Consider the following 22,046-nt stretch of genomic DNA (forward strand, 5'->3'; position numbering starts at 1 on the left):
GAACTGCTCAAACTCGGTGCACGGAATCGTGCGCTCATCGACGAGATTGGTCAATACTCAAGCAGAAGTGAGCATAGAAATGATTGAAGATGACGAGTAGTGTTCGCGGCGTGCTGGCAGAACGACGACACCAACTCATCCTGCGGGTCCTGCGCTCCGGCGGGCCCGCGTCAGTGACCGATCTCTCCGAGCAGCTCGGTGTGAGCCCGGCCACCATCCGGCGCGACCTCGTCAAGCTGGAGGAGGACGGCCTGCTCACGCGGGTGCACGGCGGCGCGGTCGTCGAGGAGGGCGACCAGCCCTTCGCCGAGGTCGCTGAGGTGCGCGTGTCCGAGAAGGACGCGATAGCCGCGCACGCCGCCGAGATGATCACGGACGGGCAGTCGGTACTGCTCGACATCGGCACCACCGCCTACCGCCTGGCCCGCCAGCTGCACGGCCGCCGGCTCACCGTGATCACCAGCAACCTCGTCGTCTACGAGGAGCTCGCCGACGACGAGGGCATCGAACTGGTGCTGCTCGGCGGCATGGTCCGCCGCGAGTACCGCTCCCTGGTCGGCTTCCTCACCGAGGACAACCTGCGCCAGCTCCACGCGGACTGGCTCTTCCTCGGCACCAGCGGGGTCCGGCCCGGCGGGCAGGTGATGGACACGACGGTCGTCGAGGTGCCGGTCAAGCGCGCCATGATCAAGGCGAGCGACAAGGTCGTGCTGCTCGCCGACTCGGCCAAGTTCCCGGGCACGGGTATGGCGAAGGTCTGCGGTCCCGAGGACCTGGACGTGGTGGTGTCGGACGCGCCGGTGAACGCGGCGACCCGCTCCTCGCTGGACGAGGCGGGCGTCGAGGTGATCGTGGCAGGAAAGGTGCAAGCGTGAAGCTGACGATTCTGGGCGGTGGCGGCTTCCGCGTCCCGCTCGTGTACGGGGCGCTCCTGACGGACCGCGCCGAGGGCCGCGTCACCCGGGTCGTGCTGCACGACCTGGACGCGGGCCGGCTCTCGGCCGTGACCCGGGTCCTGGCCGAGCAGGCCGCGGGGGTGCCCGGCGCGCCCGAGGTGACCGCCACGACCGATCTCGACGAGGCCCTGCGCGGTGCCGACTTCGTCTTCTCCGCGATCCGCGTCGGCGGCCTCGAGGGCAGGGCGAACGACGAGCGCGTCGCCCTCGCGGAGGGCGTCCTCGGTCAGGAGACGGTCGGCGCCGGGGGCATCGCCTACGGGCTGCGCACGGTCCCGGTCGCCGTCGACATCGCCCGGCGGGTGGCCCGGCTCGCCCCCGACGCCTGGGTCATCAACTTCACCAACCCGGCGGGCCTCGTCACGGAGGCCATGTCCCGCCACCTCGGCGACCGCGTCATCGGCATCTGCGACTCACCGGTCGGCCTCGGCCGCCGTATCGCCCGTGTGCTCGGCGCGAACCCGAAGGAGGCGTGGATCGACTACGTCGGCCTCAACCACCTCGGCTGGGTCCGCGGCCTGCGCATCGCCGGCCGGGACGAGCTCCCGCGCCTGCTCGCCGACCGCGACCTGCTCGGCTCCTTCGAGGAGGGCAAGCTCTTCGGGACGGAGTGGCTGCAGTCGCTGGGCGCGATTCCCAACGAGTATCTGCACTACTACTACTTCAACCGTGAGGCCGTCCGCGCCTACCAGCACGCCGAGAAGACCCGCGGCGCCTTCCTGCGCGACCAGCAGGCGCAGTTCTACGAACAGGTCGCGCGGCCGGACGCCTCCGCCCTTCAGGCCTGGGAGCGCACCCGCGCCGAGCGGGAGGCGACCTACATGGCCGAGAACCGCGAGACCGCGGGCGCCGGCGAGCGCGAGGCCGACGACCTGTCCGGCGGCTACGAGAAGGTCGCCCTCGCCCTGATGCGGGCCATCGCGCGGGACGAGCGCACGACCCTGATCCTCAACGTCCGCAACCGAGGAACCCTGTCCGTCCTCGACACCGAGGCCGTGATCGAGGTCCCGTGCCTGGTCGACGCGAACGGTGCGCACCCGGTCGCGGTCGACCCGCTGCCGGGCCACGCCACCGGACTGGTCTGCGCGGTCAAGGCGGTGGAGCGCGAGGTGCTCGCCGCCGCCGAGTCCGGCGACCGCGCGACGGCCGTGAAGGCGTTCGCCCTCCATCCGCTGGTCGACTCCGTGAACGTGGCCCGCAGGCTGGTCGAGGGCTACACGGCCGTCCACCCCGGGCTGGCGTACCTTAGGTGAACACCTCTCAGTAAGCGCTTTCCCCTCTCGCCTCCCGCTCTCCCTGGAGACACCGAATGCACGACGAACGCCGCCGGATCGAGGAACGTGTCCAGCGCCTCCACGACCAGCGCATCAAGACCGCGATCTACGCCGCCACGGTTCCCTTCGAGGTGGAGGCCTGGCAGGCCCCGGGGGAGCCGGTCCCGTTCGCCGAGGCCGCCGCCGCGCCGTACGCGCCCTTCGCGATGGGCACCCCGTGGGGTCCGCCCTGGGGCACCACCTGGTTCCGCATGAGCGGGCAGGTTCCCTCGGAGTGGGCCGGCCGACGCGTCGAGGCCGTGATCGACCTCGGCTTCGTGGGCGACTGGCCCGGCAACCAGGCCGAGGCCCTGGTGCACCTGACCGACGGCCGGCCGCTGAAGGCCGTCAACCCGCTCAACCAGTACGTGCCGATCGCCCACCCGGCCGTCGGCGGCGAGGAGATCCACTACCTCGTCGAGGCCGCCTCCAACCCGGACATCCTCGCGAACGACTTCGCGGCCCCCACCCCGCTCGGCGACGTGCTCACAGCCGGGGACAAGCCGCTCTACACCTTCCGGCGCGCCGACATCGCCATCCTGGACGAGGACGTATGGCACCTCGACCTCGACATCCAGGTGCTGCGCGAGCTGATGCTGGAGCTCGGCGAGCACGACCCGCGCCGGCACGAGATCATGCACGCCCTCGACCGGGCGATGGACCTGCTCGACCTCGACGACATCTCCGGCTCGGCCGCCTCCGTGCGCGAGGCGCTGAAGCCCGTCCTCGCCAAGCCGGCGCACGCGAGCGCGCACATCGTCTCCGGCGTCGGGCACGCGCACATCGACTCCGCCTGGCTGTGGCCGATCCGGGAGACCAAGCGCAAGACCTCCCGCACCTTCTCCAACGTCACGTCCCTGGCCGACGAGTACGAGGAGTTCGTCTTCGCCTGCTCGCAGGCCCAGCAGTACGAGTGGGTGCGCGACAACTACCCGCACGTGTGGGCCCGTATCCAGGAGTCGGTGAAGAAGGGCCAGTGGGCCCCGGTCGGCGGCATGTGGGTGGAGGCCGACGGCAACCTGCCCGGCGGCGAGGCCATCGCCCGCCAGCTCATCCACGGCAAGCGGTTCTTCATCGAGCACTTCGGCATCGAGACCAAGGGCGTGTGGCTGCCCGACTCCTTCGGCTACACCGCGGCCTACCCGCAGCTCGCCAAGCTCGCCGGCAACGAGTGGTTCCTCACCCAGAAGATCTCGTGGAACCAGACCAACAAGTTCCCCCACCACACCTTCTGGTGGGAGGGCATCGACGGCACCCGCATCTTCACCCACTTCCCGCCGGTCGACACCTACAACGCCCGCTTCAGCGGCGAGGAGATGGCCCGGGCGGTGCGCAACTACCAGGAGAAGGGCGGCGCGACGCGCTCGCTGGCCCCCTTCGGCTGGGGTGACGGCGGTGGCGGCCCCACCCGCGAGATCATGGAACGGGCGCGGCGGCTGAAGAACCTGGAGGGCTCCGCCAGGGTCGAGGTCGAACACCCCGACGCGTTCTTCGCCAAGGCCCGCGAGGAGTACCCGGACGCCCCGGTGTGGGTGGGCGAGCTGTACCTGGAGCTGCACAGGGCCACCTACACCTCCCAGGCCCGCACCAAGCAGGGCAACCGGCGCAGCGAACACCGGCTGCGCGAGGCGGAGCTGTGGGCGACGACGGCCGCGCTGCACGCGCCGGGGTACGCGTACCCGTACGCGAAGCTGGACCGGCTGTGGAAGACGGTCCTGCTGCACCAGTTCCACGACATCCTGCCGGGCTCGTCGATCGCCTGGGTGCACCGCGAGGCCGAGGCCGAGTACGCCCGCGTCGCCCAGGAGCTGGAAGAGCTGACGGCGGAGGCGGTGGCCGCGCTGGGCGCCGGCGGCACCCGTGCCTTCAACACCAGCCCCTTCGACCGCGCCGAGGTCGTCCGCACGGCCCCGGGCGTCCCGGCCTACGCCGAGGTGCCGGCGAACGGCAGCGCCCCCGTCGCGGTAGCCGACCCGCCGCAGCCGGTCACGGTGAGCGGTCGCGTGCTCGACAACGGCCTTGTGCGCGTCGAGGTCGCGGAGGACGGCACGCTGGCCTCCGTACGCGACCTGCGGGCCGGTGGCCGTGAGGTCCTCGCCGACAAGGGCAATCTGCTGCGCCTGCACACCGACCTCCCGAACTACTGGGACGCCTGGGACGTCGACAAGCACTACAAGAACCGCTACACGGATCTGCTGGACGCCGACTCCGTGGCGGTCGTCGAGGAGGACCCGCTGCTCGGCGCGATCCGGGTGGAGCGGAGCTTCGGCAAGGGCTCGAAGATCACGCAGACGATCACGCTCCGCGCCGGCAGCCCCCGTATCGACTTCGAGACGGACATCGACTGGCACGAGGCGGAGAAGTTCCTCAAGGCGGGCTTCCCGGTCGACATCCGCGCCCCGCACTCCTCCGCGGAGATCCAGTTCGGGCACGTCCAGCGGCCCACCCACACCAACACCAGCTGGGAGGCGGCCCGGTTCGAGGTCTCCGGCCACCGCTGGGTGCACATCGCCGAGCCCGGCTACGGCGTCGCGGTCATCAACGACTCGACCTACGGCCACGACGTCTCCCGCACGGTCCGCGAGGACGGCGGTACGACCACCACGGTCCGCCTCAGCCTGGTCCGCGCCCCGCGCGTCCCGGACCCCGGCGCCGACCAGGGCCGCCACCGCTTCACGTACTCCCTGCTCCCCGGTGCGACCATCGATGACGCGGTCGCCGAGGGCTACGCCCTCAACCTCCCGCTCCGGGTGGCCGAGGCGGCGGGCGCGCCGGAGCCGGTCGTCTCCGTGGACGGCGGGGGCGTGACCGTGGAGGCGGTGAAGCTCGCCGACGACGAGTCCGGTGACGTCGTCGTACGGCTCTACGAGTCCCGGGGCGGCCGCGCCGAGGGCGTGCTCCGCACCGGCTTCCCGCTCGCCGGCGCCCAGGTGACGGACCTGCTGGAGCGCCCGCTGGAGGACGCGGAGATCGTCGGCGGCGGTGTCCCCGTCGCTCTGCGGCCCTTCCAGATCCTGACGCTCCGTCTGCGGAGGGGCTGACGCGTGGCCATGCAACCCTGGTTCACCGACGCCAAGTTGGGGATCTTCGTGCACTGGGGCATCTATGCCGTCGACGGCGTCCAGGAGTCCTGGTCGTTCTACGACGACATCGTGCCGCACGACCAGTACATGTCCCAGCTGGAGCGTTTCACCGGCGCCGACTACGACCCGAAGGCGTGGGCGGACCTGTTCGCCCGCGCCGGCGCCAAGTACGCGGTGCTGACGAGCCGTCACCATGACGGAGTGGCCCTGTGGGACACGCGGTACGGCGACCTCAACCTCGGCAAGGACTACATCGGCCCGTACGCCGAGGCCCTGCGCGAGAAGGGCCTCAAGGTCGGCCTCTACTACTCCCACTCCGACTGGAACCACCCCGACTACGCCTCCACGCGCAAGCCGGGCCGCCCGCCGGAGCTGGAGGACAACCGCTACTCCGAGGTGGCGGCCGAGGACGAGGACCTTGAGGCCTGGGAGCGGTTCATCGCCTACCGGGACGGCCAGATCAAGGAGTTGGCCTCCCGCTACCGTCCCGACCTGATGTGGTTCGACGGCGAGTGGGACCGCAGCGAGGAGCAGTGGCGCATCCCCGAACTCGCCGCGCTCATCCGCAGTTACGTGCCCCACGTCGTCTTCAACGCCCGCATGCTCAGCGAGGGAGACTACGCCACCCCGGAGCAGGGCGCTCCCATCGTTCCGCCGGAGGGCCCCTGGGAGCTGTGCCTGACGATCAACGACTCGTGGGGCTACCAGCACCACGACCACAACCACAAGTCGTTGTCCCAGCTGATCCGCTACTTCACCGAGACCATTGGCTCAGGCGGCAACCTGCTCCTGGACGTCGGCCCGATGGAGGACGGCACCATCCCGCAGGCCCAGGTGGAGCGTCTGGAGGGCCTGGGGGAGTGGATCCGCAGGCATGCGGAGGCGGTGTACGGAACGGTGCGCGGCCTCCCGGCCGGTCACCACTACGGCCCCAGCACCCTCTCCGCCGACCGCCGCACCCTTTACCTGACCCTGTTCGACGTCCCGCGCGCCGAGATCGGCGTCCGGGGCCTGGCCACGCCGGTCCGCAAGGTCACCGTGCTCGGCACCGGCACGGAACTCGGCCACCGGGTCGTCGGCGGACTGCACGAGGCGGTCGGCGTGCTGTGGATCGACCCGCCGTCCGAGGCCGACCTGGACCCGTACGCCACCGTCCTCGCGGTCGAGTTGGACGGCGAGCTGGAGCTGTACCGGGGCTCGGGCCGCTTCTGAGGCGTCAGGGGGGGTGCCCGACGTGCCGGGCACCCCCCTTTCCCGTTGCCGGCTTCCTCGCTCAGCCGGTGAAGCCGGCCGTGATCGAGGTGAACTGCCAGTTGTTCTGACTGATGCCGGAGCAGTTGCTCACCACGCCCCCGCCCGGGCACGGTCGGTCCCGGTTGACCGACCAGAAGGCGAGGCGGGCGATGTGGTGCGAGTTGGCCCAGTCCTTGATCTGGGTCCAGATCGCCGGGGTCGTGTTCTCCTGCTGGTCGGACAGGCCGTTCATGCCGGATATGCCGATGTGGGAGTACGCGGTGGCGTCGTCCCAGCCAAAGGCCGACTTCAGCTTGGCCTTCAGGCCCTCGGCCGCGTTCACGGTGTTGCCGTACATGTCGGAGCCGCCGCCGAAGTCGAAAGGCATGATGGTGAAGACGTCTATGTTGGCGCCGAGCGACTGCGCCTGCTCTATGAGGCGGTTGCCGTAGTACGTCGGGCCGGTGGTGGACGTCCCGAAGGTGACGATGGTCTTCAGGCCGGGGTTGTTGGCCTTGACCGTCTTCAGGGCGGTGAGGATCTTCGCCTGGACGGCCTCGTTCTCGAACTCGTCGGTGTTCTCGATGTCCATGTCGATCGCCTTGAGCGAGTAGGCGTCGATCACCTTCTGCAGGGCCCCGGCGAGCGCGCTCGCCGAGGAGCAGTTGGCGCCGAGCTTGCTGCCCTGCCAGCCGCCGAACGACGGGACGATGTCACCGCCGGCGGAGCGGACGGCGTTGATGGCGCTCTGGTCGACACCGCCGGTCAGCGGCCTGCTGCCGTCCCAGGCGGGGTTGCAGCCGCCGGAGTCCAGCATGAACGCCATCGTGAACCACTTGATGCCCGTCGCGCTCATCACCGTCGTCGGGCTCGGTGGGTCACCCCAGCCCTCGTACAGGTAGGGCGCGGCCTGCTTGAAGCCGGTGCCGCCGCCGGTGCCCGCGTCCGTGGTGACGGTCACGGAGTTGGAGGCCGCGGAGGTGTTCCCGGCCGCGTCCCGCGCCTTCACGGTGAAGGCGTAGGAGGTGCTGGGCGACAGCCCGCTGACCGTGGCGGTCGTACCGGAGACACTGAGCACCTGACTGGAGCCGCTGTAGATGTCGTACGCCGTCACACCGACGTTGTCCGTCGAGGCGTTCCACTTCAGCGACACGCTCGACGACGACTTGCCCGTGGAGGTCAGTCCGCTGGGCGCGGTCGGCGCCTGCGTGTCCGAGCCGCCGCCTCCGCCGGGGCCGTCGAGGCTGATGTCGTCGGCGTAGTAGGAGCCCTGGGCGTACCAGCCGTGGACGTAGATGGTGGCACTGGTCTGCGAGGCACCCGTGGTGAAGGACACGGACAGCTGGCTGTAGGCCGACGGGGACGACGTCCACGTGGAGGCGCCGCCGTCGACGCCGAGGTAGACGTAGCTGCCCCGCACCCAGCCTTGAAGCGTGTACGTCGTGTTCGGCTTCACCGCCACGGTCTGGCTGCACTGGGCGTTGTCACTCGAACTCACCGCTCCCTGAAGGGCCTTGGACCCCCCGTGCACGGGCGAGGAGACGACCGAGCCGAGGTTTCCGGTGCAGGACCAGGGGGAGAGGGAGCCTGATTCGAAGCCGGGGTTGGTCAGAATGTTGGCCGCCTGGGCCGTGCCCGGAAGGGCGATGGCTCCACCGACCGCAAGGGCGGCGGAACCGAGCAGAGCAAGGAGTCGGCGTCTGGAACGCCTGAGTGGGTTGCGCACGCGATCTCCCTGGAGGATGTGGGGTGTTCGGGAGTGGCAGGGACATGCGAAACGATGCGCAACCAAGTTGGTATGGACCAATCCGCGTGTCAAGGAGAATGACGGAATTGGTCCATACCGGTGAGCGGAGAGACGCGGGTCGTGGCGCAGCCCGCCGGCTCGCCCATCGCGCCAAGGCCGCCGGACGTCCGAGCCCCGACTTCGTCCTGGACCACCTGGTCCTCATGGTCACGGCCGACGCGGGCGTCCAGGCCACATCGCCGGCAGCGCGGGCGGCGGCGTCCCGGCGCTTCGCCGCGCCGGTGATTCAGACTTTCCGGGGCTCCCGGACGCACTCGCCGCTCCCGCCGGCGGCACCGCAGGCATCCGCGGCACCGCTCGCGTACACGTGACGGCGTGACCGGGGGCGAAAGCCCCGCACCCGGCCGACGACCCCAGGGCCTGTTGCGAGAGCGACGCCTGCCGCGCGACGCCGGGCACGCTCCCCCAAGCTCTCTTCGAGCGGGGACCCCGCTCGCCGCACCGCCCGAGAGCCCGAGTACACCCAGTACGAGGGCTTCCGGGCGGCACTCCCCAAGCTCTTCGAGCGTGGGGCACCCCAGAGCACGCACCGGACGCCCGGGCGCCGCCCTTCGGGCGACGGCGCCACTTTCGCAAGAGACCTAGAGCGGCAGTGCCTCCGCCGCTGCTTCGACTGCCTCGACGGGGGCAGGAACCGCCGGCAGCAACGGCTCCGCCTGCTCGACCCGCTGCTGAGGCAGCGACACCGGTCGCAGGGGCCGCGGCCCCGACACCACCGTGTAGTCCTGGCCCAGGAACGGCGGCGTGATCTCCCCGGGATCCTCCCCGAGCGCCAACTGCACCGCAGCCCAAGGCGCGTTGACCCCGCACAGGGAGAGCTGGTGCAAGCCGCCGGCCGGGCGCGTGTTGACATCCATGAGCACGGGCTGCTCGCCGAACATCCGGAACTGGATGTTGGACAGGTAGTGCAGCCCGAACCCCTCCGCGATCCGCCGCGCCGGCTCCAGCCACTGCTCGTGCTGCGTGAAGCCGCGCCGACGGCCGTCCTTGGTGCGGCCGATGGCCAGCCGCACCCGGTTGTCCGGCCCGGTGAGGCAGTCCACCGACACCTCCGGCTGCTCCAGGCGCGGCATCACCAGCCAGTCGACCGGCTCTTCGGCCTGCTCCAGCGCATCCACGACCAGGTCCAGCGGCACATAGGGGCTGGGGAACCCGGTGAGGTGCGCGAGCGAGAACGGGGTGCGCGTGACGACCCGGAAGCCCACCCCGCCCGCACCGGACGCCGGCTTGAGGCACGCCTTGAACCCACCGGCCTCCAACTCCTCCACCGCGGCGACGAGTTGGTCCGCCGACCGCACCCGGAACCACGGCGGCACGGGCACACCGATCGCCTGCACGGCCTCGTACGCGATCACCTTGTCCTCGAAGACGGCCACGGCCTCCGGCGGCGGCGCCAGCAGCGCCGTACCCGCCGCCTCGAACTCGGCTCGGTGCGCCACGATCGCCGACTGGTGCAGGCGGGGCACGAAGACATCGATGCCACGCCGTTCGCACTGGTCGAGGGCGTACTCCACGTACGCGGCCGGGGACAGGCCCTCCGGCTCCAGATCGGCGGTGTCCGCGGCGGCCAGGACGGGCGAGTCGGGGTCACCGTGCGTGGCGTGGATCTCGACGGCCCGGTCGCTGGGATTTCTCCGCAGCTGATCCATGAAGAACACGTTCTCCGCGTACGTGCGGTTGAGCCAGACGCGTACGCGAGAGACCATGCAGGCCGCCTTTCACGGTTGTGCGGGCAGGGCGAAGCAGGCCGTGCCCGGCCAGGGGAGAGGGAGGTGCACCGAACCGCCGTACGCTTCTGCGGCGTCCGCGACGGATGTGCTGGGGCGATCATAGGGCCTTCCGGGCGCCACCACTGCTACGCGCGGGTTACGGATTTTCCGCGGCTCCCGATCAGGCGGCGAGGGGCCTGGCCCAGGACGGCCGAGCACCCGGTGCCCGCTGTTTCGGCCACGGCCGGGAACCTGCCGCGGGTCGCTCTTGTCCCTCCGCATCCCGATGTGGTCTTGTGGAGCCAATTCGGATCTCGAAAGGGGCGAGAGTGGAGTCGACGGACGGCCGTGGACGCCTGCTCGCCATCAGCGACCTGCACGTCGGATACGCCGAGAACCGCGCCCTCGTCGAGTGCATGCGGCCCACGTCGGACGAGGACTGGCTGCTGGTCGCCGGTGACGTGGCCGAGACCGTCGCCGACATCCGCTGGGCCCTGGAACTGCTCGCCGGCCGCTTCGGCAAGGTGGTCTGGGCTCCGGGCAACCACGAGCTGTGGACCCACCGGAAGGACACCGTCACCCTGCGCGGCGTCGAGCGGTACGAGCACCTGGTGGCCGTGTGCCGGGAGCTGGGCGTGACGACACCCGAGGACCCCTACCCGGTCTGGGAGGGCCCGGGCGGTCCGGCGGTCGTCGCCCCGCTGTTCCTCCTCTACGACTACTCGTTCCTGCCGAAGGGATGCACGACCAAGGAGCAGGGGCTCGACTACGCGCAGGGCACCGGGATCGTGTGCACCGACGAGCACCTGCTGCACCCCGACCCCTATCCCAGCCGCGAGGCGTGGTGCTGGGCCCGGGTGGCCGAGACCGAGCGCAGGCTGACGGAGATCCCCGGCGATCTCCCCGTGGTGCTGGTGAACCACTACCCGCTGGACCGGCATCCGACGGACATCCTGCGCTACCCCGAGTTCGCCATGTGGTGCGGTACCCGCCTCACCGCCGACTGGCACCGCCGCTTTCCGGTGGCGTGCATGGTCTACGGCCATCTGCACGTTCCGCGGACCACCCACCACGAGGGCGTCCGCTTCGAAGAGGTGTCCCTGGGCTACCCCCGTGAGTGGGGCCCGCGCCCGCAGCCGCCAGGGGAACTGCGGCGCATTCTGCCGATGGAGGACCAAGCAGGTGATCGAGGAGCTGCTTCCGGGGCCGGTCGCGGTCGTGGAGGCGCACGGCCGTGACGCGCTCGGCGACGGCGTCAGCCTCCACCCCGAGGAAGAAGCTGTCATAGCGCGGGCGGTGGACAAGCGGCGCCGGGAGTTCACCGCCGTACGGGCCTGCGCACGCCACGCCATGGAGAAGCTCGGAGTCCTGCCGCAGCCGGTCCTGCCCGGCGAGCACGGCGCACCGCGCTGGCCGGACGGGCTGATCGGCAGCATGACGCACTGTGTCGGCTACTGTGCCGCCGCGCTGGCCCGGGCGGGCGAACTCGCCTCGCTCGGCATCGACGCCGAACCCCACGACCGGCTGCCGGACGGCGTACTGGACGCGGTGGCCCTGCCCACCGAGCGGACCCGGCTGCGAGGCCTCGCCCGCAGCCGTCCATCCGTCCACTGGGACCGGCTGCTGTTCAGCGCCAAGGAGTCGGTCTACAAGGCGTGGTTCCCCCTGACCGGCAAGTGGCTCGACTTCCTCGAGGCCGACGTGGAGATCGACCCGGGTACCGCCCTCCAGGCCCCGGACTCCCCGGATTCGCCGGACTCCCGGGCCGCTTCGGAGCCGTCGGACTCCCGGGACGCCTCGGACGCCTCCGGCGGCTTCCGGGCACGGCTCCTGGTGCCGGGCCCGCTGGTCGACGGCCGCCGCGTCGATGCTTTCGACGGTCGCTGGACCGTACGCGGGGGCCTGCTCGCGACGGCCGTCGCCGTGCACCACTTCTGAGTCGCCCTCCGAGTCGTCCGCCCGGTCATCGGGGGCACCAGTCGCCGAGCAGGCGGAAGAACTCCTCCTCGGTGCCCGTGAGCCCCGCCTCCGCCAGGGCCCGGTCCGCCTCGGCCAGCGCGGCGGTCGGGACCACGGGAGGTCGGTGCGTGTCCGGCGGGCCGTCGAAGGCGGCTCGTACGGTGTGCAGGAGACGCAGATAGGCCTGCACGGCGGCGCGCTGGCGGTCGGTCAGGACGGCGGTCGGCATCGGTCGGCTCTCCCCGGTTTCGGCCGTGCGACGGGGGCGTCGCACGGCGGTTCGTGCACGGCACGCGCCGGCGGTACGCGGACGGCCGCCGCGCGCACCTCGGACGCACCTCCCAAGCTTGCCGTCCGCCACTGACAATCCCGTTCGCCTCCCTGCGGGTTCGCCCGCTTAGCCGAGGCGAAACCTGGCCGAAATCCAGCGGGGAACACGCCCCCTACGCTGGGGGGCAAGGGCTTTCACACGCCTTCGCGGGGGCCGGCGGAAGGGAGGCGGGCGGTGGAGGAGGTCACGGGTGGGCATGCGCGGCGCGCCCCCGGGCGGCGCCCCGTGGGCGAGGGCGAACTGCGCCCGCGCCACCGGATCGTGCACGGTTACCGGCGCGCCTATCGCCTGGCCGGCCAGGGCCCGGCGCTCGTCCTCGTCCACGGCATCGGCGACTCCTCGGCGACCTGGGCCGACCTGATCCCCGACCTGGCCCGCACCCACACCGTGCTCGCGCCGGACCTGCTCGGCCACGGAGCATCCGACAAACCGCGCGCCGACTACTCCGTGGCCGCGTACGCGAACGGGGTACGCGATCTGCTCACCACTCTCGGCATCGAGTCGGCCACCCTGGTGGGGCATTCGCTGGGCGGCGGCGTGGCCATGCAGTTCGCGTACCAGTTCCCCGAGCGCACCGAGCGGTTGATTCTGGTCAGCGCCGGGGGAGTGGGCCGGGAGGTCAACCCGGTGCTGCGGGCCGCCTCCCTGCCCGGTGCGCACCTGATGCTCGCCGCGCTCCGCCTGCCCGGTATGCGGCTCAACCTCGGCCTGTTCGCCCGCCTGATGCGACTGCTGGACACCGATCTGGGCCAGGACGCGGCCGAGTTGCTGACCCTGGTGGACGCGCTGCCGGACGCGACGTCCCGCAGCGCCTTCATCCGCACGCTGCGGGCCGTGGTCGACTGGCGGGGCCAGGCGGTCACCATGCTCGACCGCTGCTACCTGACCGAGGGCATGCCCACCCTGCTGATCTGGGGCGACCGCGACGGTGTGGTGCCCGTGCGGCACGCCCACCGGGCGCACGAGGCGATGCCCGGCAGCCGTCTGGAGATCTTCGAGGGCGCGGGCCACTTCCCGTTCCACACCGACCCCGCGCGCTTCCTGGCTCTGGTCGAGGAGTTCACCGGTGCCACACCCGCGGCGGAGTGGAGCCGCGACCACTGGCGGGCGCTGCTGCGGGCCGGCCGTCCCGGCCACTCCGGGAACCGGGCACCGGACAGGGACGTACGGGAGGCGAGCGAGCGCAGCGCCACGTGACGATCATCTGGTTGAAGCGCGGCCGCCGGCCGCCACCAGTAGGGCCGTCACGAGGTACGGCAGCGCGGCCCATACGAAGGCGGTGCTGTGCGTGGTGGCCGAGCTGACCGCCGCGTACGCGCCGTACACCGCCATCGTGGCCACGTCGGTGCCGAGGCCTGCCACCGACGTCAGCGTGGCCCGGTGCCCGTCGTCGATGCGTGCCTGGAGCCGGGCGTCGGCCAGCACCGTGGCCAGTTGGAAGCCACCGAAGGCGAGGGCCACGAGGACGAGGCCGGCCGGTGTCCGCAGCGCTGCGCCGACGGCCAGGGCGAGCGCGGCGCCCGCGAGGAGTCCGGAGAGTCCGGCCCGGCCCAGGCGTGCGCACGCCCCGGCCGACAGGCCGCCGGTCGTGGCCCCGGCCCAGACGAGGAGGAGCAGGTAGGGGACGGCTTCATCGGGCACGCCGGTGCCCTTCACGAGGAGCGGCGTGTACTCGTCGAGCGCGCCCCACACGGCGCCCACGGCCGGGACGAGCAGCAGGGCTCCGCGTACGGACCGGTCGGCTCGGGCCTCGGCGAGCCCCGCCCGCAGCGTCACGACCCAGTCGCCGTTCCGTGCGGCCGGCGCCCGGTGTTCCGGCAGCCGGGCCGCCGTCGCCGCGGCGAGGAGGCAGGCAAGCGCGCTCGCCGCGCCGACGGCGGGATAGCCGCCCAGGGCGAATACCGGGCCGGCCAGCGCCATCGCCGCCATCACGGCCACCAGCCCGGCCGCGCGGACCCGGCCCATGACGCGGGTGTACCGCTCGGCGGCGCCGAGGCGGCCCAACTCGTCGTACACGAGTGCCTCCAGCGCCCCGGAGCGGAGAGCTCCGCCGGCGCCCCAGAGGACGAAGCCGAGGGCGAAGGCCCCGTACGACGGGACGAGCACCCACAGGACGAAGGCGACGGCGGTGAGGAGTGGGCCGAGCCACAGCAGCAGCCGACGGGAGAGGGCGTCGGCCCAAGCCCCCGAAGGAATTTCCAGGAGTACGCCGGTGGCCGACCAGAGGGCGAAGAGAGAGGAGATCTGCCACAGCGACAGACCGGTGTCGCTGAACAGCAGCGCGTACACCGGGTAGAGCAGGACGAAGTCGTCGAGGAACGCGTAGCAGTACAGCTTCGCGGTCAGCCGCCGGACCCCGGTGGCGGGCACACGTGCAGGTGAGAGTGTCATGAGGCCTTCCCGCAGGGACAGTTCGGACGCCGGGAGCAGGGCGTCCGGGGCGGCCCTCGGGAGGCATGGCTGCGGGATCAATGTCGCCAGGTCATGGCACCGCATCGTAGGCGGCGGGTCCCGTGCGGCGCAGGGAATTCCGCACGACCGTCCGCCTGGCGTCCGCCCGCTACCGCCACCCGCTGCTGCCGTTCCGCAGGAACATCCCGCGGAACCGTCCCACCGTTCCCCCATCCATGGCGACGTCCCGGCAGGTCACAGGGGGTGGGGTCCCGTAAGGGCGTCATGTGGCCGGGGATCGCTGGGGCGGGACGGGGAGGCCGGGCACGGTGGTGTCGTGCCGACGGACCACGAGGGACCCACCGGGGGACCGTCCGTCGGCCGACGGAAGGGGATCCACTGTGATGTCACGCAAGAGCATCGCCCTCGCAGCCGCCGGACTGGCCCTGGTGGGCGGCCTCGCCGCCGCCCCGGCAGCGACCGGCGCACCGTCCGCCCGGTCTGCTCAGTCCGCCGCGAACGTGGAGGCCGCGGCCAACAAGTGCTCCGGCTGGAAGGAGATCCACATCACCGGGGGCGCCGCGAAGTACATGGAGTGCACGAAGAAGGTCAACGGCAAGTCGTACGCCTCCGGCGCCTTCTACCTGTGGGACACCAAGCGTGACGGCAAGGCCGTCCAGGCGTACGCGGAGACCGACTACGACCACTGGTACGGCGACGACGTCACCTGGTCGCACTTCTACAGCTGGGCCGACGACACCCACCACAGCCCGAAGATCAGCACGGGCTGGCACCGGGGCGACGACTTCGGCCTGGTGATCGAACTCAAGTAGGCGCCTCGGCCCCGGGGACCACTTCGGTCGCGCTGGTCACTGCCCGGTGGGCGGTTCGGTCAGATCGGTGGGGTCGGTGTTGGCGCCGCACAGCACGACGCAGACCTTCTCTCCCCTTCCGGGCCGGTAGCCGCGATGGGGGGTGTCGGGCCGGACCGGCAGGTCGCCGTCGGGCGGACGCTCCTCGGAACAGACGCTCGTCGGGTGAGGTGAGTGCGGCGAGGGCGGTCGCGGCGCCGTGTTCGACGGCCACCTTGCGGTGGTCCCACAGTGCCTTGCGGGCGCGGACGATCTCGGCGTCCGGCACCAGTACGGAGTGCACGCCGTCCTGCTGGGCGGCGTGCAGGGCCATGGCGGAGGCGCGGCGGGCGCCGAGGAGTCGGCGGCGACGGAGCCGACGGTGACGTCGACGGGGCGGCCGGCCTCCAGGGCGGCGTTCAGCGCACGGCAGTTGTCCGGCTCGACGGCGACGGTGCGGATGCCGTGGTGCCGGGCGGCGGTCGCGACGCCGGCGAACAGGCCGCCGCCGACCGCGACCACCACGGTGTCCAGGCCGGGGATCTGCTGGTGGATCTCCTCGAGCAGGCATGAGTACCCGGTCGGCTCACCTGCGGGGGCGGCCCGGTCAGCGCCTCCCCGCACAGTCCGCCCCGCACCTCATCGCCGGCCGCTGATCCGTTGCAGCCCCGCTGAGAGACAAGCCCCACTAGGCCGCGCTCTCCCGGCCCTCGCCGTCCTGTGAGCCTTCCGCCGATCCCGTGACCGCCTTCCACTCGTCCGTGGTCAGCGGCGGCGCAGTCAGGAGCGGACGGCGAGGGCCGCGCAGGACGGCGATCACGACAGCCGGTCGGACCAGTTCGCTCATCGGCTTCGACAGGGTGACCACGTCGAAGAACGCCTTGGCGACGAGCGGACGGCCGGTCGCGGCCAGCATCAGCCGGTTGACGTACGCGCCGAGGACGCGGTTGGCAAGGCTCGGTGCCTTGCCGATCGCGCCCGGGTAGAGGATGTCCGTGCTGGTAGCGAACTCCCAGGCCGTCGCCACCGGACGGGCCACCGCCCGCTGCACCCGGCGCGCGAGCCCCGGCGCGGCAGTCCCGTGCCGGGCCACCAGCTCGCCCAGCGCCACGGCACCCTGAGCGGCGACCGAGAGCCCGTGCCCGTAGACCGGGTTGTAGGTGGCCACCGAGTCGCCGATCGCCACGAACCCCTCGGGCCAGCCGTCGACCTTCTCGTAGAACCGCCGGCGGTTGACCGTGCTGCGGGTGACGACCGGGTCCGTCAGCGGCTCCGCGTGCGCGATCAGCTCGCCCACCACCGGATGCCGCACGCTCTCGCGGGCGAACGTCTCGAACTCCTCGGGGGTGGAGGGCGGTTCGCCGCCGCGCGTGCCCGACAGCGTCACCAGCCACCGTCCGCCCTCGATCGGCTCGATGGTCGTGGTCCGCCCCGGAACCGGCACCGTCGCGTCCGACTGCACGTTGACCAGCGGGAACTCCTCCGTGCCCACAGGCGCCCGGAAGATCCGGCTGGAGTAGACGAGCCCCGAGTCCACCTCCTCCAGCGGCGCCGCGGGCACGCCCAGTTCCTTCAGCCAGGCCGCCGCGCGCGAACCGCGCCCCGCGGCGTCCACGACGAGGTCGGCCGCCAGCACCCGCTCCTCGCCGTCGGCCGTCCGCACCCGCACGCCCGTCACCCGCGACGCGTCGCCCTCCAGGGACAGCAGTTCGGTCCGCTGCAACACCGTCACGCGCTCGCTCCCGGTGACGCGCTCACGCACCGCCCAGTCGAGCAGATCACGGCTGCACGCGATCATGAACTGCATCTCGGGCCAGCGCCGGAACCAGCCCCGCATCTGCAGCGACACGAGCCCCGTGGGCAGCGGGACGCGCCGGGCGCCCGCCGCGAGCCACGCCTCGGTCACCCCCGGCAGCAGCTGTTCCATGGCGCGGGCGCCCCCGGACCAGATCACGTGCACGTGCCGGGCCTGTGGGAGCCCCTTGCGCGGTTCGGGGCCCTCGGGCAGCACATCCCGCTCGACGACGGTGACGTCGGCGTGGGGGCGCAGGGCCGCGGCGGCCAGCATGCCGGCCATGCCGCCGCCGATCACGACGGCGCGACGCGGTCTCGCGTCCGGGGAGGTGCTAGCGGGTTCGCTCATGGAAGTCGCTTCCTGGCCTGGTCCCGGCCGGCCCCCGGGCGGCCGCGACGACGGGTGACTGACGCAGGGCGACCGACATCCGCACGAGGTCGCGGGGGACCTCCAGGGACGCTGCGGGAGCGCTGTCCGTCCCCGCCGAGCTGATCACCCTGCCCTCCGGATCGGCGGCCCTCGCCCGCACGGCCGCGGCCACCATCGCCGCGTCGGCCTCAGCCTGCGCGTGGACGGGGTCGGAGCCGGCCGCCAGGGCGGCGTCGTAGGCGCGGGAGCGCACCTCGGAGTCGAAGTAGGGGTACAGGCCGAGCATGCCGTCGTGGATGTCGGACTCCCGCTGGGTGACCTGGAGTTCGACCGGCGACCACCAGGAGATGCGCACCCCGTGGTCCGCGTGGGCGGACACCGGTCGCAGCTCGCGCCACAGCGGCCCGAGCCGGCGATAGGTCGCCCAGGTGCTCCAGCTGTCCCCGACGCGCTGGCAGGCCAGCGGAAGACAGAAGCCGACCGCGCTGATCTGCGCCCCGGCGGACGCCAGCACCGGCGCCGCGTCACTGCTGAGGTAGTCCAGGTCGTGGCCGTACCAGCGGGCGACGACGGCGGTGAACTTGGTCGACAGATAGGCCAGGTTGAACAGATAGCCGGTCACGATGATCAGCAGTCCGACGCGCAGCCAGCCGCGCACCTGCAGGGCCCAGCGTCCGCACATGAAGTTCATCGCGACGCCCGCCACGGTGAGCGCCAGCAGGTACAGCACGATCATCTCGCGCATGTACGGGGTGCGGGCGTAGTACGTGTCGAAGTCGACCAGCCGTTCCACCGGGGCGTCGCCGAGCGCGAAAAGCGCCACCAGGGCGACGATGACCACCCCGTACCCGGTGATGATCCTCCGGGTGGTGCGCCGGGTCCGCTCGGGCGGGCCGCCGCGCCAGTTGACGACGAGGACCAGGCAGGACGCGCTGAACGCGCTCAGCAGGCAGTACACCAGGGGCGCCGAGACATTGGTGACGCCGGTGAGGTCGTTGACCTTCGCGATGGTCGGGGGTGCGGCGAAGAAGAACACCAGGCCGGCCAGCGCCATCAGCGCGCACACCGACCTGAGCAGCGGATCGCGCCACGAACGGGCCAGTGCGGGCGCCTTGAAGGTGAGCGCCAGCCCCATCGCCGCGGCCGGAATGTAATAGCTGGAACCGTCCATGGAATCGGCGTCCGCGCCCCTCAGCCCCGCGGTCCGCGATAACCGAGCGACGCCTCGATCCGCCCCGCCAGGTCGTCCCGTTTGACGGGCCCGCGCAGGGACGAACCGACGAGCCAGGTACGGCACTTGCTCGCCAGCAGCAGCCCGAAGCTCTCGGCGTCCTTCTCGTCGGCGAGGTCGAAGTGCGTACGCGCGGCGACCTTGTGGACGGTGGCCCGCAGATCCGCCGTGTCGCTCAGCAGCCGCGCCGCGACCGCGGCCCCCTCCACGTGGTGGCCGTGGTGCCCGGCGTTCATGTGCCACAGCTCGTGGCCGAGGATCACCAACTGGTGGTCGGGGGCGGTGCGTTCCTCGATGACGACGAGGTCCTGTTCGGCCATGTCGAGCCAGAGGCCGCTGGCCGTGCCCGGCGGGAAGGGAGCGGTGCGGAACTGGACGGGACGGCCGCGGCGTCTGCTCATGCCGTCGCACAGCGCGGCGTACAGGTCGGCGGGTTCCGCCGGTGCCGGGAGCGAGAGCTCCGCGACCAACTCGCCGCACAGGCGGCGCATTTCCCTTCCGATGCCCACGGTTCTCTCCCGGATCACGACTCGGGCCGCTTGACGCTCTCCAGGAGCATGTCCAGCCACTCGGCGACCTTGTCCCGGTGCTGGTCGGTGGGCAGCTGGGCCGCCCGCCAGGCGATGCCGCGGACGCCGTGGTCCTGCAACAGCCGCTCCAGCGGGTCGTCGGCGGCCTCGGCCACCGCGCGCTCGCGGTCCGCGAGCTGCTGGAGGAGCTCCTGCTCGGAGCGCTGGAGGGCGTTCGCGAGCGCCTCCGGGTCCTCGGCCGTGAGGAACCCGGCATGCACGCCGAAGAAGCGCTGAATGGCGTCGCAGTGCTCCATGGTGGGGCGCCGGTCGCCATTGATGAGGGCACCCGCCTGCTGCCGCGACATGCCCGCGCCGTCGGCGATCTCCTGCTGGGTGTACTTGCGCCCGTTGGGTTTGAGCCGCGTGCGGCGCAGCAGGTCCAGTCGCTGCAGGAAACGCGCCTGCAGGTCCGGCTCCCCGGCGGGCACTCCGCTCAGCAGGGCCTTCACCACCGGCTCCGGGACGCCGGACTCGACCGACAGCCGCGCGACGTCGAAGATCCGCTCGTGCGGCACGCCCAGCCGGTCGGCGAGGGCGGTGACACGGGCCACGACGGCCGGCAGCAGACCCGGCGCCGCAGCTCCCGGCACCTCGAAGCCATCCGTCACCGACAGGTCTCCTACGTCTCGCTCAGGTCGTTGTTCTCGCTTGCCCGGAACCAACCGGAGACTAGCCGTTCCCTCGAACAGACATCCAGGTCTCGCCACAACTGTGGCGAGATTCAGCCGTCAACAGACGCCAAATGCCACGATAGTTGACACGCCGGATGCGGGGCAGCAGGATCAAGGCGCCACGTGAAGGCCGCAATGGCAAGAGGGGTGACCTCCCGATGGCGTTTCAGGCAGGAGGGCAGCGGTCGCAGCCGCGGTCCCTCCCCGAGAGTCCGGAAGCACGGGCGTATCTGCAGGACTATGCCACGCTCCTCGAGGCCGTCCCCTTCCCGTCCGTCGTCTTCGACCACCGCTGGGACGTGGTGCTCGCCAACAGCGCTTTCAGGACACTGTTCAGCGGGGTGGCGTCCCATCCGACGGCCATGCCCTGCGACAACTTCCTGCGGTTCGTGCTGTTCCATCCGGACGCGGGCACGGTCCTCGGCGAGCACGAGTCGAGCTGGTGCCTGCCGATGCTCGCGCACTTCGCCGCGGCCGTGGAGCGGCACGGGCAGGACCACGGGCTCCAGTCCATCCGCCGGGACATCGCCCAGGACCCGATCATGGAGGCCGCCTACCGGGACGGCCTGCCGCACTGGATCCGCGCGGCCGGACCGCACGCCGTGGAGCACGACGGGGCGGTACGGCCGTTGCTCCACCCCGACCCGCGCTGGGGCCCCGACTGCCGGGTGGTGGGGGAGACCCCCAAGACCCTGCAGGACATGGGGTACTCCCGGCTGACCCTGGTGCTGCGCGAGGCCCGCCGTCCCACACCGCCCGCCCACCGCCCGCGCCGCGCCCGGCGCACGGCGAACCACCTCAGCGTGGTGCCCGAGCTGCCGGCGTAAGGCTGCCGCGGAGGCCCCGGCTCCGTCGGTGTTCAGGTCACCGACGGCGCCGGGGCTCGTTCCTGCCGTGCGTCAGCCCCAGCGTTCGCACGCGACAGCGCCCAGCACGGCGGCAGGGCCCAGCACGGCGGCAGGGCCCAGCACGGCGGCAGGGCCCAGCACGGCGACAGGGCCCAGCACGGCGGCAGGCCCTACAGCGTCACCCGCAGTGCGATGAGCCGTGCCGTCGATTCCTGGACGCACCGCTCGGCCAGTTCCCTGGCCGCATCCCGGGACCCGTCCTGCACGGCGTGGACGAGGGAGCGGTGGCGGGCGGCCACCTCCTCGCGATAGGCGTCGTCCCCGAGGACGAGACACAGCAGTGCCCCGACCTCCGTCTGGAGCGCGATCTGCTCCCGGGTGAGCCGGGCCGACTGCGCGGCGGCGGCCAGCTCCACGTGGAACCGGCCGTAGACGCGACTGCGCGCCGCCGCGTCCCCGGCCGCCGCGAACTCCTCCAGGGTGCGCCGCAGATGCTGGAGATCGTCCGGTTCGGTGCGCTCGGCCGCGAGCCGGGCGGCGGCACCGGAGACGGCCGCCCAGTGGTCACCGAGGTCGCGCAGCTCCTCCGTGCTCCAGCCGGCCAGCCGCTGCCTGATCCGCTCCTCCGCCGGGTCCGCGGGCAGCGAGACGAAGCTGCCGCCGCCGCGCCCCCGCCGGGTGGTGACCAGCCCCTGCTGCCGCAGCGCCATCAGCGCCTCCCGCAAGGTCACGGTGGACACGCCGAGCTGCCCGGCCAGCTCCGCCTCCCCGGGCAGCTGCTCTCCGTCGGCGAGCAACCCGAGCTCGATGGCGTCGCCGAGCCGGCGGACGACCGTCTCGACGCGCGCCCGGGTGTCCACCGGAGCGAACACGGCTCTCCGGGCGGCGCCGTCCCTGTTCTGCTTCACGGCCACCACCTTGTGCATT

The 22,046-nt window shown here is 71.9% G+C and carries 19 protein-coding genes and 1 pseudogene; 10 read left to right on the top strand and 10 right to left on the bottom strand.

The annotated features are described in order from the left end of the window. The first annotated feature begins 110 nt into the window (after positions 1-110). The 4 genes from N8I84_RS33760 to N8I84_RS33775 are packed head-to-tail and all read left to right on the top strand — an operon-like array spanning position 111 to position 6,564. Positions 111-875, top strand: coding sequence for a DeoR/GlpR family DNA-binding transcription regulator (locus N8I84_RS33760; RefSeq protein ID WP_263234970.1), 765 nt, complete (start codon positions 111-113; stop codon positions 873-875). Continuing rightward, positions 872-2,209, top strand: a complete 1,338-nt coding sequence (locus N8I84_RS33765; protein ID WP_263233256.1) for a 6-phospho-beta-glucosidase — start codon at positions 872-874, stop codon at positions 2,207-2,209. Before N8I84_RS33760 ends, N8I84_RS33765 begins: the two co-directional genes overlap by 4 nt. A 56-nt stretch (positions 2,210-2,265) precedes the next feature. After that, the gene (locus tag N8I84_RS33770; protein ID WP_263233258.1) at positions 2,266-5,310 is read left to right on the top strand and encodes an alpha-mannosidase; all 3,045 of its coding nucleotides are present in this window, start codon (positions 2,266-2,268) and stop codon (positions 5,308-5,310) included. A 3-nt stretch (positions 5,311-5,313) separates the two neighbouring features. Continuing rightward, positions 5,314-6,564 (top strand): alpha-L-fucosidase, encoded by a 1,251-nt coding sequence (locus tag N8I84_RS33775; protein WP_263233260.1) that lies wholly within the window; start codon positions 5,314-5,316, stop codon positions 6,562-6,564. A 61-nt stretch (positions 6,565-6,625) separates the two neighbouring features. Here the strand turns inward: N8I84_RS33775 and N8I84_RS33780 are convergent, their stop codons facing one another. Further along, a complete protein-coding gene (locus tag N8I84_RS33780) occupies positions 6,626-8,311 on the bottom strand; it encodes a carbohydrate binding domain-containing protein (RefSeq protein WP_263233262.1) in 1,686 nt (561 codons plus the stop codon). 98 nt (positions 8,312-8,409) lie between these two features. Between N8I84_RS33780 and N8I84_RS33785 the strand changes: the two genes are divergently transcribed. Continuing rightward, a complete protein-coding gene (locus N8I84_RS33785; RefSeq protein ID WP_263233264.1) occupies positions 8,410-8,703 on the top strand; it encodes a hypothetical protein in 294 nt (97 codons plus the stop codon). A 270-nt stretch (positions 8,704-8,973) separates the two neighbouring features. Here N8I84_RS33785 and N8I84_RS33790 read toward each other — a convergent pair whose 3' ends face one another. Beyond that, positions 8,974-10,098: an ATP-grasp domain-containing protein gene (locus tag N8I84_RS33790; protein ID WP_263233265.1), complete on the bottom strand. Its 1,125-nt coding sequence runs from the start codon at positions 10,096-10,098 to the stop codon at positions 8,974-8,976. 332 nt (positions 10,099-10,430) lie between these two features. On the opposite strand from N8I84_RS33790, the gene N8I84_RS33795 reads away from it, so the two are divergent. Together N8I84_RS33795 and N8I84_RS33800 are read left to right on the top strand one after the other, a co-directional pair. Then, a complete protein-coding gene (locus N8I84_RS33795; protein ID WP_263233266.1) occupies positions 10,431-11,339 on the top strand; it encodes a metallophosphoesterase family protein in 909 nt (302 codons plus the stop codon). Beyond that, a complete protein-coding gene (locus N8I84_RS33800) occupies positions 11,284-12,039 on the top strand; it encodes a 4'-phosphopantetheinyl transferase family protein (protein WP_263233268.1) in 756 nt (251 codons plus the stop codon). Before N8I84_RS33795 ends, N8I84_RS33800 begins: the two co-directional genes overlap by 56 nt. A gap of 25 nt (positions 12,040-12,064) precedes the next feature. Here the strand turns inward: N8I84_RS33800 and N8I84_RS33805 are convergent, their stop codons facing one another. Continuing rightward, positions 12,065-12,289 (bottom strand): hypothetical protein, encoded by a 225-nt coding sequence (locus N8I84_RS33805; RefSeq protein WP_263233269.1) that lies wholly within the window; start codon positions 12,287-12,289, stop codon positions 12,065-12,067. A gap of 276 nt (positions 12,290-12,565) precedes the next feature. Here N8I84_RS33805 and N8I84_RS33810 point away from each other — a divergent pair, with 276 nt between their 5' ends. Continuing rightward, on the top strand, positions 12,566-13,588 hold the full coding sequence (locus N8I84_RS33810; RefSeq protein ID WP_263233271.1) for an alpha/beta fold hydrolase: 1,023 nt from the start codon (positions 12,566-12,568) through the stop codon (positions 13,586-13,588). Positions 13,589-13,591: 3 nt separating this feature from the next. On the opposite strand, the gene N8I84_RS33815 is transcribed toward N8I84_RS33810, so the two are convergent. Then, positions 13,592-14,782, bottom strand: a complete 1,191-nt coding sequence (locus tag N8I84_RS33815; RefSeq protein ID WP_263233273.1) for an MFS transporter — start codon at positions 14,780-14,782, stop codon at positions 13,592-13,594. Between the two features lie 404 nt (positions 14,783-15,186). Between N8I84_RS33815 and N8I84_RS33820 the strand changes: the two genes are divergently transcribed. Next, complete coding sequence (locus N8I84_RS33820) at positions 15,187-15,615, top strand: hypothetical protein (RefSeq protein WP_263233275.1); 429 nt, start codon at positions 15,187-15,189, stop codon at positions 15,613-15,615. A 36-nt stretch (positions 15,616-15,651) separates the two neighbouring features. Here N8I84_RS33820 and N8I84_RS33825 read toward each other — a convergent pair. The 5 genes and pseudogenes from N8I84_RS33825 to N8I84_RS33845 form a co-directional block, all read right to left on the bottom strand. Then, positions 15,652-16,212: pseudogene (locus tag N8I84_RS33825) on the bottom strand (pyridoxal-phosphate dependent enzyme); the annotation flags it as partial. A 109-nt stretch (positions 16,213-16,321) separates the two neighbouring features. Next, positions 16,322-17,776, bottom strand: a complete 1,455-nt coding sequence (locus N8I84_RS33830; RefSeq protein ID WP_263233276.1) for an FAD-dependent oxidoreductase — start codon at positions 17,774-17,776, stop codon at positions 16,322-16,324. After that, positions 17,760-18,968, bottom strand: coding sequence for an MAB_1171c family putative transporter (locus tag N8I84_RS33835; protein WP_263233278.1), 1,209 nt, complete (start codon positions 18,966-18,968; stop codon positions 17,760-17,762). The genes N8I84_RS33830 and N8I84_RS33835 overlap by 17 nt, the downstream gene beginning before the upstream one ends. 20 nt (positions 18,969-18,988) lie before the next feature. Beyond that, positions 18,989-19,519: a toxin-antitoxin system, toxin component gene (locus N8I84_RS33840; protein ID WP_263234971.1), complete on the bottom strand. Its 531-nt coding sequence runs from the start codon at positions 19,517-19,519 to the stop codon at positions 18,989-18,991. A 32-nt stretch (positions 19,520-19,551) separates the two neighbouring features. Further along, positions 19,552-20,208 (bottom strand): helix-turn-helix domain-containing protein, encoded by a 657-nt coding sequence (locus tag N8I84_RS33845; protein WP_263233280.1) that lies wholly within the window; start codon positions 20,206-20,208, stop codon positions 19,552-19,554. 221 nt (positions 20,209-20,429) lie between these two features. On the opposite strand from N8I84_RS33845, the gene N8I84_RS33850 reads away from it, so the two are divergent. Next, positions 20,430-21,098 carry an MmyB family transcriptional regulator gene (locus N8I84_RS33850; protein WP_263233282.1) on the top strand — a complete coding sequence of 223 codons (669 nt, stop codon included), beginning with the start codon at positions 20,430-20,432 and terminating at the stop codon, positions 21,096-21,098. A gap of 191 nt (positions 21,099-21,289) precedes the next feature. Here the strand turns inward: N8I84_RS33850 and N8I84_RS33855 are convergent, their stop codons facing one another. Continuing rightward, positions 21,290-22,045, bottom strand: coding sequence for a FadR/GntR family transcriptional regulator (locus N8I84_RS33855; protein ID WP_263233283.1), 756 nt, complete (start codon positions 22,043-22,045; stop codon positions 21,290-21,292). Between the last annotated feature and the right edge of the window lies 1 nt (position 22,046).

The organism is Streptomyces cynarae (genome assembly GCF_025642135.1).
GTDB classification, from domain to species: domain Bacteria; phylum Actinomycetota; class Actinomycetes; order Streptomycetales; family Streptomycetaceae; genus Streptomyces; species Streptomyces cynarae.

Excerpts from the sequence above, each read along its gene's own strand:
- N8I84_RS33815 (WP_263233273.1), bottom strand. The coding sequence starts at position 14,782 with ATGACACTCTCACCTGCACGTGTGCCCGCCACCGGGGTCCGGCGGCTG.
- N8I84_RS33790 (WP_263233265.1), bottom strand. The coding sequence starts at position 10,098 with ATGGTCTCTCGCGTACGCGTCTGGCTCAACCGCACGTACGCGGAGAAC.
- N8I84_RS33805 (WP_263233269.1), bottom strand. The coding sequence starts at position 12,289 with ATGCCGACCGCCGTCCTGACCGACCGCCAGCGCGCCGCCGTGCAGGCC.
- N8I84_RS33835 (WP_263233278.1), bottom strand. The coding sequence starts at position 18,968 with ATGGACGGTTCCAGCTATTACATTCCGGCCGCGGCGATGGGGCTGGCG.
- N8I84_RS33830 (WP_263233276.1), bottom strand. The coding sequence starts at position 17,776 with ATGAGCGAACCCGCTAGCACCTCCCCGGACGCGAGACCGCGTCGCGCC.
- N8I84_RS33820 (WP_263233275.1), top strand. The coding sequence starts at position 15,187 with ATGTCACGCAAGAGCATCGCCCTCGCAGCCGCCGGACTGGCCCTGGTG.
- N8I84_RS33770 (WP_263233258.1), top strand. The coding sequence starts at position 2,266 with ATGCACGACGAACGCCGCCGGATCGAGGAACGTGTCCAGCGCCTCCAC.
- N8I84_RS33785 (WP_263233264.1), top strand. The coding sequence starts at position 8,410 with ATGACGGAATTGGTCCATACCGGTGAGCGGAGAGACGCGGGTCGTGGC.
- N8I84_RS33855 (WP_263233283.1), bottom strand. The coding sequence starts at position 22,045 with ATGCACAAGGTGGTGGCCGTGAAGCAGAACAGGGACGGCGCCGCCCGG.
- N8I84_RS33840 (WP_263234971.1), bottom strand. The coding sequence starts at position 19,519 with ATGCGCCGCCTGTGCGGCGAGTTGGTCGCGGAGCTCTCGCTCCCGGCA.
- N8I84_RS33850 (WP_263233282.1), top strand. The coding sequence starts at position 20,430 with ATGGCGTTTCAGGCAGGAGGGCAGCGGTCGCAGCCGCGGTCCCTCCCC.